This window comes from Streptomyces sp. CLV115 (assembly GCF_038448545.1).
GTDB classification, from domain to species: Bacteria; Actinomycetota; Actinomycetes; order Streptomycetales; family Streptomycetaceae; genus Streptomyces; species Streptomyces sanglieri.
The window spans coordinates 98,836-113,380 of sequence record NZ_JBCEWQ010000002.1; the positions used below are offsets into that span (position 1 = coordinate 98,836).

Annotated in this window: 14 protein-coding genes and 1 pseudogene; 10 read left to right on the forward strand and 5 right to left on the reverse strand. The window is 70.9% G+C overall.

All coding sequences use genetic code 11. From position 1 onward, the window contains the following. On the reverse strand, window positions 1–1,296 hold the full coding sequence (locus AADR41_RS01145) for an alpha-L-fucosidase (RefSeq protein WP_446750968.1): 1,296 nt from the start codon (window positions 1,294–1,296) through the stop codon (window positions 1–3). Window positions 1,297–1,387: 91 nt separating this feature from the next. Between AADR41_RS01145 and AADR41_RS01150 the strand changes: the two genes are divergently transcribed. Both AADR41_RS01150 and AADR41_RS01155 read left to right on the forward strand, forming a co-directional pair. Beyond that, window positions 1,388–2,224: an RraA family protein gene (locus AADR41_RS01150; protein WP_342279466.1), complete on the forward strand. Its 837-nt coding sequence runs from the start codon at window positions 1,388–1,390 to the stop codon at window positions 2,222–2,224. 109 nt (window positions 2,225–2,333) lie between these two features. Then, window positions 2,334–2,708 carry a VOC family protein gene (locus AADR41_RS01155; protein ID WP_342279467.1) on the forward strand — a complete coding sequence of 125 codons (375 nt, stop codon included), beginning with the start codon at window positions 2,334–2,336 and terminating at the stop codon, window positions 2,706–2,708. 98 nt (window positions 2,709–2,806) lie between these two features. On the opposite strand, the gene AADR41_RS01160 is transcribed toward AADR41_RS01155, so the two are convergent. Together AADR41_RS01160 and AADR41_RS01165 are read right to left on the reverse strand one after the other, a co-directional pair. Then, complete coding sequence (locus tag AADR41_RS01160; protein WP_342279468.1) at window positions 2,807–3,307, reverse strand: DinB family protein; 501 nt, start codon at window positions 3,305–3,307, stop codon at window positions 2,807–2,809. A 30-nt stretch (window positions 3,308–3,337) separates the two neighbouring features. Further along, window positions 3,338–3,967, reverse strand: coding sequence for a class I SAM-dependent methyltransferase (locus AADR41_RS01165; RefSeq protein ID WP_342279469.1), 630 nt, complete (start codon window positions 3,965–3,967; stop codon window positions 3,338–3,340). A 92-nt stretch (window positions 3,968–4,059) separates the two neighbouring features. On the opposite strand from AADR41_RS01165, the gene AADR41_RS01170 reads away from it, so the two are divergent. Further along, window positions 4,060–4,665: a helix-turn-helix domain-containing protein gene (locus AADR41_RS01170; protein ID WP_342279470.1), complete on the forward strand. Its 606-nt coding sequence runs from the start codon at window positions 4,060–4,062 to the stop codon at window positions 4,663–4,665. Window positions 4,666–4,932: 267 nt separating this feature from the next. Here AADR41_RS01170 and AADR41_RS01175 read toward each other — a convergent pair whose 3' ends face one another. Further along, entirely contained in the window at window positions 4,933–5,712 is a 780-nt protein-coding gene (locus AADR41_RS01175; protein ID WP_342279471.1) for a class I SAM-dependent methyltransferase, read from the reverse strand. A gap of 252 nt (window positions 5,713–5,964) precedes the next feature. Here AADR41_RS01175 and AADR41_RS01180 point away from each other — a divergent pair, with 252 nt between their 5' ends. Next, window positions 5,965–7,071, forward strand: coding sequence for a serine hydrolase domain-containing protein (locus AADR41_RS01180; protein ID WP_342279472.1), 1,107 nt, complete (start codon window positions 5,965–5,967; stop codon window positions 7,069–7,071). A 30-nt stretch (window positions 7,072–7,101) separates the two neighbouring features. Here AADR41_RS01180 and AADR41_RS01185 read toward each other — a convergent pair. Continuing rightward, a pseudogene (locus AADR41_RS01185) lies at window positions 7,102–7,470 on the reverse strand (VOC family protein); the annotation flags it as partial. A gap of 96 nt (window positions 7,471–7,566) precedes the next feature. Between AADR41_RS01185 and AADR41_RS01190 the strand changes: the two are divergent. From AADR41_RS01190 to AADR41_RS01215, 6 genes are all read left to right on the forward strand, one after another. Beyond that, window positions 7,567–7,983 carry a winged helix-turn-helix transcriptional regulator gene (locus AADR41_RS01190; RefSeq protein ID WP_342279473.1) on the forward strand — a complete coding sequence of 139 codons (417 nt, stop codon included), beginning with the start codon at window positions 7,567–7,569 and terminating at the stop codon, window positions 7,981–7,983. A 155-nt stretch (window positions 7,984–8,138) separates the two neighbouring features. After that, window positions 8,139–8,978 carry a helix-turn-helix domain-containing protein gene (locus tag AADR41_RS01195; RefSeq protein WP_342279533.1) on the forward strand — a complete coding sequence of 280 codons (840 nt, stop codon included), beginning with the start codon at window positions 8,139–8,141 and terminating at the stop codon, window positions 8,976–8,978. A 165-nt stretch (window positions 8,979–9,143) separates the two neighbouring features. Next, complete coding sequence (locus AADR41_RS01200) at window positions 9,144–10,040, forward strand: ABC transporter ATP-binding protein (RefSeq protein WP_342279474.1); 897 nt, start codon at window positions 9,144–9,146, stop codon at window positions 10,038–10,040. Between the two features lie 73 nt (window positions 10,041–10,113). After that, window positions 10,114–11,178: an iron-siderophore ABC transporter substrate-binding protein gene (locus tag AADR41_RS01205; RefSeq protein WP_342279475.1), complete on the forward strand. Its 1,065-nt coding sequence runs from the start codon at window positions 10,114–10,116 to the stop codon at window positions 11,176–11,178. Between the two features lie 68 nt (window positions 11,179–11,246). Continuing rightward, complete coding sequence (locus tag AADR41_RS01210) at window positions 11,247–13,343, forward strand: iron ABC transporter permease (RefSeq protein ID WP_342279534.1); 2,097 nt, start codon at window positions 11,247–11,249, stop codon at window positions 13,341–13,343. Window positions 13,344–13,419: 76 nt separating this feature from the next. Further along, window positions 13,420–14,523: a peptidase C39 family protein gene (locus AADR41_RS01215; RefSeq protein WP_342279476.1), complete on the forward strand. Its 1,104-nt coding sequence runs from the start codon at window positions 13,420–13,422 to the stop codon at window positions 14,521–14,523. The last annotated feature ends 22 nt before the right edge of the window (window positions 14,524–14,545 follow it).

The window sequence follows — 14,545 nt, forward strand, 5'->3', positions numbered from 1 at the left end:
TCACTCCTCCCCGTCCAGCACCAGCTCGATCACCGGGAGCAGCACGTCGGGCCGGGCGACGGGGAGGGTCAGGGTGAGCGTGCCCGCCGGCTGGTTCGGCGGCGCGAGGTTGTTGTGCTCGTGCCGCGCGCCGTCCATCTCGTGGAAGCGGATCTCCGAGCCGTCGTGCAGGAGCTGGGCGTACCGTACGCGCCCGGCCAGTCCCGGCAGATGGAGGTGTTTCAGGGGCCAGGCCAGCAGGTGCAGATAGAGACGGGTGCCCGACTGCGTGTACAGGGCGTTGGCGGGCGCCTCGAAGGCGCTCGGCCCCGCACCGTGCACGGACCGGGCGTGCAGCTCGGTCCACTCACCGATGGCGCGGAGCGTGGCCCGGGCCCGGGGGTCCAGGGCGCCACGACCGGTGGGCCCGACGTTCAGGATGAGGTTTCCGCCGCAGGCGACGGACTCCACCAGCATGCGGACCAGCAGCGCGGGGTCCTTGTAGTCGTGGTTGTCGCGGTCGTACCCCCAGGAGCCGTTGAGCGTGTGGCACGCCTCCCACATCACCCGCTCGCCGCCCCGCTCCAGTGGCCGGTCGGGCTGATACTGCTCCGGGGTCACATAGTCGCCCGGAATGCCGAGCCTGTCGTTGACCAGAATGCCCGGCTGCAACTCTCGTGCAAGGCCGAGAAGTTGCTCCGAGCCCCACTCCTGCGGACCCTTCTCCGGGTAGGTGAAGTCGAAGAAGAGCAGGTCGATACGGCCGTATCCGGTGAGGAGTTCGCGTATCTGCCCCTCCATGTACTTCCGGTAGCGCGCCATGTCACGGGGCTCCTGCCGGGCCTCGGTGTTCCGCAACGGGTGGTGCTCGTCGACCGTGAAGTCGGGGTGGTGCCAGTCGAGCAGCGAGTAGTACAGGCCGACCCGCAGACCCTCCGCGCGCATCGCGTCGACGAACTCGCGCACCAGGTCACGGCCGGTCGCGTGCATCGAGGTGTACTCGGAGAGCGCCGATCCGAACAGGCAGAATCCGTCGTGGTGTTTGGCGGTCAGCACCGCATAACGCATCCCGGACTCCCGTGCTGCACGAGCCAGTTGACGGGCGTCGAAGAGATCGGGATCGAACCGGTGCAGGTAACGGTCGTACTCCTGCTGCGACATGGCCTCCCGGCTGCGCACCCACTCGTGCCGCGCCGCCAGGCTGTACAGGCCGAAGTGGACGAAGAGCCCGAAGCGCGACGCCTCGAACCACCCGGTGCGGACAGTGGAACCAGCGGGATCGGCGGAAGCGTGGGTCACGGACGGCTCCTGACGCATTGACATCACTAATCGATTGGCTGTTATCTACCATCGATAGGCGATGATGTCACTGGCGTTGCGTGCTGCGTGCACGCGGAGAGGCAAGTGCATGAACCCGATTGGGGATCAGGAAGCACCGTCGACCGGGGCGACCCGCATCAACGAGACGGAGGAGACCCGTACTTATGAGTCGATGCGAGCGCCGGTCCACACCTCGGCCTACGTACGACCCACCTCACGGATGGTGGAGGCCCTCAAGGACGTGAGCGCGGCGACCGCCTGTGCGAAGCTGCACCAGATGGGCATCACCCGGACGTTCATCGACGGCCCCGTGCCCCTGCACCGTGAGCCGGATGTCAAGATCACCGGCGGAGCCGTGACGCTGGAGTTCCTGCCGCAGCGCGAGGACATCTTCAACGGCGCGGAGCAGGAAGACATCGAGCGCAAGACCCCGCTGTGGGGCGTCCTCGAATCCATCCGGCCCGGCGACGTGCTCGTGGTGTCGGCCCGCGGCAGTCACTTCACCGGCTGCCTCGGCGACATGCTCGTGCGCTACTTCAAGCTGCGCGGCGGCGCCGGGATCGTGGTGGACGGACGGGTGCGGGACGCGGCCCGGGTGCGCGCCCTCGGCGTACCCATCTGGTGCACCGGCGTGACCCCGCACTACGCCTCGCAGACCGAGCTGTTCCCCTCCGCGTTCAACGTGCCCGTCGGCGTCGGCGGTTCCCTCGTGATGCCGGGCGACCTGATCGTCGCCGACGAGGACGGCGCCGTCGTCGTCCCGCAGCAAAACGCGATCCCGCTCGCCGAGGACGCCCTGCTGCACCAGGACCGGGAGGAGTTCGCCCGCCGCCGCCTCGACGAGGGCGCACGGCTCTCCGACTACTACCCCCTCACCGGCGAGAGCCTGACCGAGTACCTGGCCGCCCGCCCCGCAGGCGACTGAGCCCCGGCCGGCCGCCCGGAACCGCTGCTCCCGCGGACGGTGCCGGGCGGCCGGGGTCGAGCGCCTCTGGCTGTGCTTCGATGGATCACCCGATCGACCAGGAGAAGCCGTGCCTCTGCGGATGAAGTTGGACGCGATAACGCTGGACTGCCCTGATCCGCCGGCCCTGGCGGCGTTCTGTCACCAGGCCACCGGCCTCGAACTGCATCCTGAGTCGAACGCCGATTTCGCCGGCCTCAGCCAAGCGGACGGACTTCTCCTCGGCTTCCAAAGAGTGGACGACCACCGAGCTCCGAGCCGGCCCGGCCAGGCCGTTCCCCAGCAGCTTCACATCTGCTTCAGCGTCGGGGAGGACCTGGACGAGGTCGAGGCCCGGCTGCTGGAACTGGGCGCGGGCAAGCCGGAGTTCCAGCCACACGACGAGGCCGGGGCGCGCGTCTTCACCGATCCGGCCGGGCATCCGTTCTGCCTGGTCAGAAGCTGAACCCTCGGGCTCGACGACCCTTCCCGGTGCGGGGTGGACGCACACGAGCGCAGAGGGCGAGGCAGTGGGCGGCCCGTGTTCCTGCCCGGCGGCGCGGGTCAGCGTCCGGTCGAGCCGTCGATCAGTTCGCGGAGGATGTCGGCGTGTCCGGTGTGGCGGCCGGTCTCCTCGATCATGTGGGCGAGTGCCCAGCGGACAGTGGGTGCGGGCCTGCCCGGCCGGGAGCGGGGGAGCGGTGCGCCGGGGTCGACGCACCTGTCGAGCACCTCGTTCGCCGCGGTGACCGATTCCCGGTAGCGGGTGACGACGTCCGCCGCGGTGTGCGAAGGGGAGGCGTGGAAGGTCGCCGGCCAGTCGGTGATCCGGGCTCCGAGGAACGTCGCTCGTTCGACGCACGTGAGGTGGTTGAGCAGGCCGAGAAGGTTCGTGCCCGACGGCACCGCGGCTGTTCGGACCTGGGGTTCGGGGGCGCCTTCGACCTTCGCGGCCAGCGAGTCCCGCAGGTAGTCGAGGAACCCGCGCAGAACCTCGGTCTCGGTGTTGCCGGTACGGGGCGGCGGTGTGTCGGGGCGGCGGATGCGCCGGGAGGAGGTGTCCATGAGGTCTGCCTTTCGAGGACCGCGCCCTGTTCAGACGGTGCGGCGGATGATCAGGACATGGTCGGTGACCTCGGCCGTACGGCCGTCCGGGCCGGTCGCGGTCCGTGTCCGTGCGTCGGCCATCTCGACCGCCCAGGTCTCCGGGTCCAGGGACAGGTCCGCAGCGACCTCCTGCGGGGCCGGGTACCGGACATCCGGGTCCTGGTCCCACGACCACGGGGCCGTCGATCCGTGGTCCACGACCAGCAGCCGGCCGCCCGGGCGCAGTGCGTGCGCTGCCGCACGCAGCAGGGCCGCCCTGTCCAGGTCCAGGGGAGTGTGGAGGTAGTGGGCACAGACGAGATCGAACGCGCCGTCGGGGAACGACCGTCGCAAGTCGTGCTGCTGCGCGGAGAGCCGGTCGTCGGACAGGCCGTTCGTGAGGGCGAGGCCGCGGAGTCGTTCGACCGCCACGGAGGAGACATCGACGGCGATGACACGCCATCCCAGGCGGGCGAGCCACAGCGCGTCGCCGCCGGCGCCGCACCCCAGGTCCAGCACATCACCGGGCGGCAGGCCGATGACTGTCTCGGTGAGGCATACGTTGGGCCGAGGATCGACGGCCGCCGGGCGGGCAGCGTAGACGTCATTCCAGAACTCGACCACGTCGGTGGTGCTCATCAGGGCTCCTTCTGCCGGGAACGAACGCTCGGCAGTCTTGCCGGGCATCCCCGAGCCGGCACGGAAACTTGCGGTTTCGGCAAGATGGTGTGATGGAACGTGAAACGGAGGACGTACTCGGCGCCGTCGGAGCCCGGTTGCGCGCGTTGCGCCGCGAACGCGGCATGACCCTCGCCGGTCTCGCCGAGGTGACTGCGGTGTCGCAGAGCACACTGTCCCGGCTGGAGAGCGGACAGCGCCGGCCGTCTCTGGACCTGCTGCTCCCGCTGGCCCGGCTCTACGGCGTGCCCCTCGACGACCTCGTCGGTGCGCCGCGCACCGGTGACCCCCGCATCCACCTGAAGCCGATCCGTCGCTTCGGGATGGTCTTCGTCCCGCTGTCACGGCGGCCCGGTGGCATGCAGGCGTTCAAAATGATCATTCCTGCCTCGCCGGCCCTCCGCGAACCGACGCCGCAGACCCACGAAGGCTTCGAATGGCTGTACATTCTCAGCGGCCGCCTGCGGCTGCTGCTCGGTGAGCGCGAACTGACCCTGACACCCGGTGAGGTCGCCGAGTTCGACACGACGCTCCCGCACTGGCTGGGCAGTGCCGACGGCGGTGCGGTCGAAGCCCTGATCCTCTTCGGACCACAGGGGGCGCGTGCGCACCTGCGCGTGACGCCCGACCGGACGCCCCAGTGCCGCGACGGGCAGTGAGCTCGGCGAGCGGACGGGCCTGTCCCCGACCAGCCCGCAGCCTCGCCCCGGGCCGAGGCCCACACCGATGCGAGAGGCAGCGGGCAGCCTTTGCCTTCATGGGCCCGACCGGGACGACATCGCCGCCGATCCTGAACGACGGTCCGACGCTCCGGACGGCGCGGCCCAGGTCCGTCTGTGTCTCACGGACCGGGGACCTGCTCGATCGATCCGCTGCCCGTGCGGGACGGCATGCGGTGTGTCACCGATCGTTGCCGATCCGCTGCTTCACAGCTGCCGGACGCGCAGCACGCAGGTCAGCATCGGAAGCGTGAACTCGCCGTCGGTGGTCTCCGGCCGGCTCGCGAGGTAGGCGCGGATCCGGCCCAGCACGGCCTCTCGTTCGGGGGCCGGCATGACGAGCATTCCCGCCCTCGTCGCGAGGGTCGCGACGAGTGTGTCGGCGGTGCGACGCTGCCCGTGCGGGAACCCGGCCTGTTCCGGCGAGCGGAACCGGGCCGCCGCGCCGGTCCTCGGAACGTGCATGCGAGCCGTTTCGGCGCGCCAGCCGGTGGGCGTGTCACGGGGGCCGATCGCCGCGCTCCCGCCGACCCGGGCGAGCCCGGCAACCCACTCGGCCCGGTCGTCCATGACGTTCCACAGGCCGGCGAGGACGCCGCCCGGTGCGAGGACCCTGGCGATCTCCGGGCCCGCGACCGCCATGTCGAACCAGTGCATGGCGTTGCCGGCCAGGACGGCATCGACGGAGCCGTCCGGCAGCGGAATCTCCTCCGCGCTACCCGGCAGCGCACGGACAGCGGGCAGCGAGCGGCGCAGCCCGGTCAGCATCTCCGGGTCGGGTTCGACCGCGACGACCTCTGCGCCCAGCGCGTCCAGCGTGGCGGTGAGCTTGCCGGTCCCGGCGCCGAGGTCAAGCACCCGCGGGCCGGGCGCGGGCCCGAGTGCCCAACGCACCGCGGCCCGGGCGTAATCCGGTCGGTGCTCGTCGTACGCGATCGCCGCCGCGCCGAACGACGAGGCGTGAAGGAGTCGTTCGTCGGCATCCATGCGACGACCGTATCGGTGCGGTCGTCGGCCCACTGCCCCGCCTCACCGGCCGCACTCACGCCGTCACTTGCTTCCCCGGCAACCGCACCCGGGACCGGACCCGGCCGGCGTGCTGCGGTGCCGGCGTCCGGGTGGTGCCCCTCGGGGACTGTCCAGGGTCGTGATCAGGGTGATCACCGATGGGCAAGGGCGGCCGCGCACAGCAGAGTTGGTGACGCAGTCGAGCCCCAGTGCCGCTCCGGAGGAATCTTTATGCGTATCCGTCTCGCCGTCACCACCCTCGCCCTGGCCACCGCGGTCACGGCGGGCGCGGTGCTGCCCTCGGTCGCCGCCGCGCCTGCGGCCGGCACCCCGGCGCCCGCGGACCCCACCGTCCAGGACGTCCTCGACCGCCTGCCCGACGGCGTCGTTGCGGGCGCGCTGATCAGGCGGGACGGCGTGGGGGCCACCGCCGGACCGGTCACCGCCGACGCGCATTTCCGGATCGGCAGTGTCACCAAGGCCTTCACCAACACGGTGGTGCTTCAACTCGTCGCCGAACACCGGATCGGCCTCGACACCCCGGCGCGGCGGTACGTCCCCGAGGTGCTGCCCAAGGCGTTCCACCGCGTCACCGTGCGCCAGCTCCTCGACCACACGAGTGGTCTGCCCAAGCCTGCCCCGACGCCCGGCCCGGCCGACGGACCCGGATGGCAGCTCAGGTCCGTGACGCCAAAGGACTTTCTGCGCGACTCGTTCGCCGAGGCCACCGGCGCGCCGCCCGCACCGGGATCCGTGCAGCAGTACAACGGGCTCAACTCGTTCGTTCTCGGCCTGATCGTCGAGAAGGTCACCGGCCGCTCCTACACCGACGAACTGGAACGCAGGATCATCGGGCCGCTGCGCCTGCGCCACACCGGGCTGCCCGCCCCCGACGACCCGACGATCCCCTCACCCCACGCCCAGGTGTACGTGGACGGGCAGGACGTGACCGAACAGAGTCCGTACCCGTGGGCGGAGGGCGGCATGATCTCCACCGCCGCCGACCAGGACCGCTTCGTCACCGCGTTGTTCCGGGGCCGCCTGCTCCCGCCCGCCCAGCAGAGGCTGGTGTTCGCCGTGCCGAGGGCGAAGAACGCCGCCACCAATGCCAACTGCCCCGGTCCGAAGGCCTGCTACAGCATCGGCGGGCTCATGCGCCACCGGCTCTCGGACGGCCGGGACGTCTGGGGAAAGACGGGTTCCCGACCCGGCTGGGACAACGGGTTCTTCGCCACCCGCGACCTAGGACACCGGTTGGTGTACTCCCTGAACCCGACGGGGGCCGGCAATGACCTCCCGTACATCAAGGCGCTCGTCGAGGCCGCTCTTGCCGACTGACGGCCCAACCGTCCGTCCGGACTGTGCGTCGATCAGCTCGCGCACCAGTTCCGCGTGCCATTCGACGTACTCGACACCCGCTCCGTCCGCATGGCGGGCGTAGAGGAACCGCCCTGTCGGCCCGGCGGTCGCGGGAGTGGTGATGGTGGCGCCGGCAGACTCCAGGGTCGCCTGGAGGGCGTCGAGATCATCGACGACCACGGTGGCGGAGGCGTGACTGTACTTCGCGCGTTCCCCGGCCGGCCCGGCGATGACGAGGAAGTCGCCGATCGCGCAGAGGCCGAGCGTGTGAAACGTCATCCGCAGGTGGGACCGCTCGCCGGTGAGCTGCTCCAGCAGTGGCAGCGCACGGTCGAGGTCGTCGGTCCACAGGCGTGCGTAGGTCTTGAGGATGGTCATGGTTGTGCCCCCATCGGTCTCTTCCGGTTACTCGGGAACCGTAGGTGAGTACGCTCTGACGTGGAAGAACGCACTTTTCGGTGAGAGAGGCACCTGATGGAGAGCGAGCAGATCAGGCGTGCGTCCGAGGACGCGAACGTGATGCGCGCCGATTCCCTGGCACGTGAGATCTTCTCGGGGGTGGCCAACAAATGGGCCCTGCTGATCATCAATGTCCTGGGGGCGCGGACGCTGCGGTTCACCGAACTGCGGACCGAGGTGGAGGGCATCAGCCACAAGATGCTCACGCAGACACTGCGCGGGCTGGAACGCGACGGGGTGGTGCACAGAACCGTGCATGCCACGGTGCCGCCCCGCGTGGAGTACCGACTCACCGAGGCGGGCGGGGCGCTGCGGGAAACGGTCAACGGGATGTGTGCCTGGACCCGCCGCTACCTGGACGAGATCGAGGCCGCACGGCGTCGCTTCGCCGGGCAGGACCGTGGTGACACTGGGGACCGGCCGTCTGCATGAGGCCACGCCTGCTGTCATGAGTGCCCGTCCGGCACGCCTGCCGTGGCCGCGGTCCCGCCCTTCGTCCGGGCCACGGGGGGTGTGCGGCCTCGCTGCAGGCCCTGGATACACTCGCTCGTATGGCCGAATCGTCCCGTAATGGCGCGAGCCCCGGGATGTGGCGGCGCGAAACGAGCACTGTGGTGCGCCGGGCCGCGGCGCGTCCGGGGCAGGCGGTGGCGCCCTTTGCCATCCTCGCCGAATCGCAGGTTCCTTCCGTTCCCACCGAGTGGGCTCCGCACGCGCACCAACTGCACGAGCTGGTCTGGGTGCGCGGAGGAACACTGACGTCCCGTGTGGAGGACCGTGTCTTCACCGTGTCCGAGGGATACGGGCTGTGGATGCCGGCCGGCGTGGTGCACGGGGGACGGGCGACGGCGGGTGTGCGGTTCCACGATGCCTTCTTCGCCCCCGAACGCACGCCGTTCACGTTCGAGGGGCCGACCGCGATCACGATGACGCCGGTGCTGGAGTCCTTGCTGGCCCATCTGGCCCGCACGGATCTCGAAGCCGCGGCCAGGGCGCGGGCGGAGGCGGTGGTGTTCGACGTGCTCCAGCCGGCGGAGCGCCAGTTCGCGTTGCAGCTGCCCGGCGACTCCCGGATCGACGCGATAGCCGAAGCCCTGCTGGACGATCCCGCCGACTGCCGCTCGCTGGACGAGTGGGCGCGCACCCTGGGGATCAGCGACCGTACGATCGCCCGCGCGTTCCGCCGGGCCACCGGGCTCTCCTTCGCGCAGTGGCGGCAGATGCTGCGCGCCCACCGGGCACTGACGCTGCTCTCCGAGGGCTTCGATGTGCAGACCGTCTCCGACGTGCTCGGCTACGCACAGCCCAGTACCTTCATCGCCGCCTTCCGGCGGGTCATGGGGGCCACACCGGGGGCGTTCTTCGTCGCGGCCGACGAATCCCAGGACGGTGTCCGGAATCCCGTATCGGGTGTCCAGAACTCCTGATTGCCGACACGGCGAGCGGAAGATAGCCTTCCCTTAGTTAGGTAACCCTTAGTTGTTGCTCGCCGTGTACGTCCGTTCCGGATGCCGGGGAGTCCGCGGCCCGGCCGGCAACGGCCGGACGGAGGGTGCCGCAGTCGTTGCCCCTCCAGTCACCCGGACCCACCGATGTTCACAAGCTCTTCCCGGCGCGCCGTTCGGCGTGCCGTCGACCCCGCGTCGCCCACGGCCACCCTCAACGGTCATGACCTGGTGCTGCGGTACGGCGGGACGCCGGTCGTCCACGGCGTCTCACTGACCCTGGAGCCCGGTCGTGCGACCGCTCTGGTGGGACCGAACGGCAGCGGAAAGTCCACACTGCTGCGCGCGCTCGCCCGACTGCACCCGGTGGAGGACGGCCGGGTGACGCTCGGCGCCCGTGACGGACACCCCGAACGCGCGGCGGCCCTGCTCAGCGCGCGCCGGTTCGCCCGCGAGGTCACCCTGTTCTCCCAGTCGAGGCCCGCGCCACAGGGGCTGACGGTCTCGGAGGTCGTGGCGTTCGGACGACACCCGTACCGACGCCGCTTCTCCGGTCTGTCGCCCGACGACCGGAGCGCCGTCGACCACGCCATGGATGTCACCGGCGTGCGCGACATGGCCGACCGGCCGGCCGGGGAACTCTCCGGCGGGGAGGTGCAGCGTGTCTGGCTCGCGGCCTGCCTGGCCCAGGACACCGGCGTCGTGCTGCTGGACGAGCCGACGAACCACCTGGACCTGCGCTATCAGATCGAGACGCTCGACCTGGTGCGTGACCTCGTGGAGGAACACGGCGTCGCGGTGGGCATCGTGCTGCACGACCTCGACCACGCCACCCGCGTCGCGGACACGCTGGTCCTCATGCGCTCCGGCCGCGTGTACGCGGCGGGCGCACCCGTCGATGTCCTCACCGCGCAGAACATCGGCGAGGTCTACGACATTCGCGTCGAGGTCGAAGCGGACCCCCGCACGGGCCGTCTCCGCATCGACCCGATCGGGCGGCACTCCGCACGGAGCGGCGCATCGGCCGCTCCGGCGAATCGCTAGAAGCCGCTCCACCGAATCAGCCGATCCACCGAATCGCCAGCAATCCGCTGAATCACCAGAAAGAGGATCCTCAATGAATCGTGCCCGTCGCCTGGCGGCAGCAGCCGCCACAGGGCTCGCCGTCGTACTCACCTCAACGGCCTGTGGCACGACCAGCGTCGAGAAGACGACGGCCGCCGGAACCGCGGCGTCGCCCTCCTCGAAGAGCTGCGCCGGGGACACCACCACGACGTCGACGAAGCCGGTGTCCTTCAAGGACGGCGTCGGCCGGCAGGTGAAGCTCGACAGGCCCGCCAAGCGGATCGCGGTCCTGGAATGGCAGCAGATCGAGGACGCGCTCACCCTGTGCGTGACCCCCACCGCGGTCTCCGACGCGAAGGGATACAGCACCTGGGTGAGCGCGGAGAAGCTGCCCGCAGGGGTGAAGGACATCGGCACCCGTGAGGAGCCCGACCTCGACACCCTCTTCGCGACGAAGCCCGACCTCGTCGTCGTGGAGGCGTTCAAGGCCGAGGACGAGATCATCAAGAAGCTGGAGAAGCGCGGCGTGCCGGTGCTGGCCACGCTGGGGGCGGACCCGGCCGACCCGATCAAGAACATGCAGAACGTGTTCAGCATGATCGGCAAGGCGACGGGGCGCACCGAACGGGCCGACCAGGTGCTCAAGGAGTTCGACGAGCACCTCGCCACGGCCAAGAAGCAGGTGACCGCCGCCGGTCTGCCGACCAAGGACTTCCTGTTCTTCGACGGATGGCTGCAGGGCGGCAACCTCACCGTCCGCCCCTACGGCAAGGGAGCCCTGTTCACCGCGATAGGCGAAGAGCTCGGTATGACCCCCGCATGGACCGACGACGTCAACAAGGCCCACGGGAACGGCGGTGTCGATCCCTCCTACGGCCTCGCGCAGACCGATGCCGAGGGACTCACCGCGATGGGGAAGGCCAACCTCTTCTACGCCAACGACGAAGGAGCGGGAGGATACGTCGCGGCGCTGGAGAAGAACCCGATCTGGAAGTCGCTCCCGGCCGTGAAGGAGGGCCGCGCGCACGCGTTCCCGGCACGGGTGTGGGGCGCGGGCGGTCCGCGCTCCTGTGAGCAGGCGATCGACGCGTACGTCGACGTGCTCGAAAAGAAGTGAACACAACACCCGAAGTGAACACAGAGCAAAAGGTGAACACACCACCAGCGGTGAACACACCACCAGCGCTGAGCACACCGCCGGCACCGGCCCCCGGACGGAAACCGCGCCCGCGCACCGGCCACGGCGCCGCCGGCGCGGCCGTCCTGGCGCTCCTCCTCGTCGCGGTGGCCCTGGTGGGCATGTGGCATCTGACTCAAGGGACTTCGGGCGTGGGCGTCCGGGATCTGGTGCGGTACTTCGCCGGGGACGGGGCGAACACCGGCGGGGCACCGGTCGGCGAGATCTTCACCGGATCACGCCTGCCGCGCCTCCTCGCGGGTGTGGCCGTGGGCTTCGCCCTCGGCTCCGCCGGCGCACTGCTGCAGTCCGTCACGCGCAACACGCTCGCCTCCCCGGACACCCTCGCCGTCACGGCCGGGGCCTACTTCACGCTCTCCCTCGTCGCGGCCTTCGGCCTCACCGTCCCCCTGTGGGCGTCGGGCGCCGTCGCCTTCGCCGGCGGCCTGCTCGCGGCGGCGCTCGTGCTGGCCCTCGCGGGCCGGGCCTCCGGCACCGCGGGCACGCGCCTCATCCTCGCCGGATCGGCGATGGCGATGGCCCTGGACTCGGCGACCGCGATGCTGCTCATCCTGTTCGAACAGAACACGACCGGCCTGTTCGCCTGGGGAAGCGGCTCGCTCGCGCAACTGAACATCGACGCGTCGGTACGCGCCTTCCCCCTCATGGCCGCGGTGCTCTGTGTCGCCCTGGCGTTGTCCAGGAAGCTGGACGTGATGGGTCTCGGCGACGACGCCGCGTCCTCCCTCGGCGTGCCGATCCGTACCACCCGGGTGATCGCCGTCTTCTGCGCGGTGCTCCTGACCAGCACGTCGGTGACGCTCGCGGGTCCGATCGCCTTCGTCGGACTCGGCGCCCCCGTCCTGGCCCGCCTGATCGCGGGGCGGGTGAGGGCGCTGCGCCGGCACCTCCTGATGGTGCCCGCGTCCGGGCTGCTCGGTGCACTGCTCATCCTGCTCGCGGACGCGTTCCTGCGCGCGGTGCAGGGTGCCGGCGAAGCCGCCTCCATCCCCACGGGCGTACCGACGGCGCTGCTCGGCGCCGTTGTGATCGTGGTCCTCGCGCTCCGCCTGCGCGACACGGGCGGGCTGCGGCAACCGCCGCGCGCACGGGTCGCCACACGGTCACGCCGGTCGTTCCTCCTCGTGGTGATCGGCGCCGTGGTGCTCCTGGCCGCGGCGGCCCTCGTGGCGACCCTCGCGGGGAGCCTCTGGCTGCGGACGGGGGACATCGTGCTCTGGGGCCGGGGGCTCGCCCCGGACCTGATCGGCCAGGCGCTCGACGACCGGGTTCCACGCGTGGTCGCCGCGGTGCTCGCCGGCGCGGCACTCGGACTGTCCGGATGCGCCGTGCAGAGCGCGGTCCGCAACCCGTTGGCGGAGCCGGGCGTGCTCGGCATCACGGCGGGTGCCGGTCTGGGGGCGGTGACCATCGTGACATCGGGACTGTCCGGCGGACGGCCGTTGCTCATCGCCGCGGCGGTGACGACGGGGCTCGCCACGTTCGCGGTGATCGCCCTGCTAGCCTGGCGCGGCGGCTTCCTGCCCGACCGGTTCGTACTCATCGGCATCGGCTGCGGGTACGGCCTCAGCTCCGTCACCACCTTCCTTCTGCTGCGCGCCGACCCGTGGAACACACCCCGGATCTTCACCTGGCTCTCCGGCACGACCTACGGGCGCACACTGCCCGATGTCGTACCGGTAGCGGCAGCGCTGGCGCTCGCGCTCCCCATGCTGCTCGGTATGAGACACCGGCTCGATCTGCTCGCCGTCGACGAGGACACCCCGCGCGTGGTCGGCGTCAGGCCGGAACGCACCCGTTTCGCCGCACTGGCGATCGCCGCGGTGCTCGCGGCGCTCAGCGTGATCGCCGTCGGAGTCGTCGGCTTCGTGGGGCTCGTGGCCCCGCATCTCGCCCGGTCGCTGGTGGGTTCCCGGCACGGCCGCGTGATCCCGGTCTCGATGCTGCTGGGCGGACTGCTGGTCTGCGTGGCCGACGCCCTCGGCCGCACTGTCGTCGCGCCTGCCCAGATGCCGGCGGGCCTCATGATCTCCCTGGTCGGGGCGCCGTACTTCATCTGGGTGCTCCGAAGGTCGCGCGCATGACACCGGGCGCCCAGCCCGGTGCCGGGGTGCCGACGCCCCGCCCCTCACCCCCTTCGCCCCGTCAAGGAGTGCCGGAATGCCGTCCCGTCAGGACACGCCCGTGAAGAGCACCGTCGTCCCCTTCGATCCCGCCGAGCCGCCGGACCGGTTGAAGCGGCTCGGACACCACGACGTACTGGAACGCTGGCGCGGGGTCGACCGTTCCGCCCACGCCCCCCGCATCGTGGCCGTCGTGGGCGACGACGAGGACTGGACTGCCGCCGCGCTCGTGACGGCCCGCCCGCACACGGCCTATCTGAAGATCGTCGATGCCGTCGGCGACGTGCCGGCAGCCGTACGGGCCGTGGTCGCCCACGCACACGACCGCGAGCTCGCACAGGTCAAATGGGAGGGGTGGACGGTGACTTCCGAGGTCGCCGCCGCTGCGGGCTTCGCCCCGTTGAGTCCGCCGCTCGCGCAGCCGGAGGCGGCGAGCGGGCCCGCTGCCGGCCATGTGCGCTGGCTGCACGACGAAGCGGTCGACGAACCCCCGTACTACGCGCAGACGACCCACTTCACCTGCGGCGCCGTCACAGCCCTGGTCGCGCAGGCGCACGCGGGGCGGCTGCCGCGGGAATCGCTCGACCGCCCTGCGGAGCTGACACTGTGGCGCGACGCGACGAACTTCCCCGCGTGCGAACCCGTCGGACTGGGCGTCGCCGTGCGCCGGGCATGGCCGTCGTCCCCGGTCACCGTCTCCCTCGACACGGACCGGCCCGTCCTGCTCGGCCACTACCCGCAGGACGAACAGGAGTGGCGTGCCGTGCTCCAGGAGACGTCGCGGGCGGAAGCCGGACGGGTCGGCGTCCCGATCGACTCGCGTCATCTGCCCATGACGGCGATCCGGAGCGCGCTCGGCCGACGAGAGCATGTGCTGCTCCTGGTCTCGCTCGCCGAGATGCAGGGCTTCGACGTACCGCACTGGGTGCTCTGCCACGGCGCGGTGCCGGGCGCCGTCGTGATCGAGGACCCATGGACCAACACCGCCGCGGGTGACACCTGGGTCGACGCCCACCTGCTGCCCGTCCCGCCCCCGTCGCTCGACGCGATGTCGACGATCTCGCCGGACGGCTTCCGGGGCGCCGTGATCATCCACGGCCCGGAGCGGCACACCACACTCCCTCCCGGGCAGGACGGCTGAGACGAAGGCCGCCACAGGGCCG

Excerpts from the sequence above, each read along its gene's own strand:
- AADR41_RS01145 (WP_446750968.1), bottom strand. The coding sequence starts at position 1,296 with ATGCGTCAGGAGCCGTCCGTGACCCACGCTTCCGCCGATCCCGCTGGT.
- AADR41_RS01150 (WP_342279466.1), top strand. The coding sequence starts at position 1,388 with ATGAACCCGATTGGGGATCAGGAAGCACCGTCGACCGGGGCGACCCGC.
- AADR41_RS01160 (WP_342279468.1), bottom strand. The coding sequence starts at position 3,307 with ATGGACACCTCCTCCCGGCGCATCCGCCGCCCCGACACACCGCCGCCC.
- AADR41_RS01165 (WP_342279469.1), bottom strand. The coding sequence starts at position 3,967 with ATGAGCACCACCGACGTGGTCGAGTTCTGGAATGACGTCTACGCTGCC.
- AADR41_RS01170 (WP_342279470.1), top strand. The coding sequence starts at position 4,060 with ATGGAACGTGAAACGGAGGACGTACTCGGCGCCGTCGGAGCCCGGTTG.
- AADR41_RS01175 (WP_342279471.1), bottom strand. The coding sequence starts at position 5,712 with ATGGATGCCGACGAACGACTCCTTCACGCCTCGTCGTTCGGCGCGGCG.
- AADR41_RS01180 (WP_342279472.1), top strand. The coding sequence starts at position 5,965 with ATGCGTATCCGTCTCGCCGTCACCACCCTCGCCCTGGCCACCGCGGTC.
- AADR41_RS01190 (WP_342279473.1), top strand. The coding sequence starts at position 7,567 with ATGGAGAGCGAGCAGATCAGGCGTGCGTCCGAGGACGCGAACGTGATG.
- AADR41_RS01195 (WP_342279533.1), top strand. The coding sequence starts at position 8,139 with ATGTGGCGGCGCGAAACGAGCACTGTGGTGCGCCGGGCCGCGGCGCGT.
- AADR41_RS01200 (WP_342279474.1), top strand. The coding sequence starts at position 9,144 with ATGTTCACAAGCTCTTCCCGGCGCGCCGTTCGGCGTGCCGTCGACCCC.
- AADR41_RS01205 (WP_342279475.1), top strand. The coding sequence starts at position 10,114 with ATGAATCGTGCCCGTCGCCTGGCGGCAGCAGCCGCCACAGGGCTCGCC.
- AADR41_RS01215 (WP_342279476.1), top strand. The coding sequence starts at position 13,420 with ATGCCGTCCCGTCAGGACACGCCCGTGAAGAGCACCGTCGTCCCCTTC.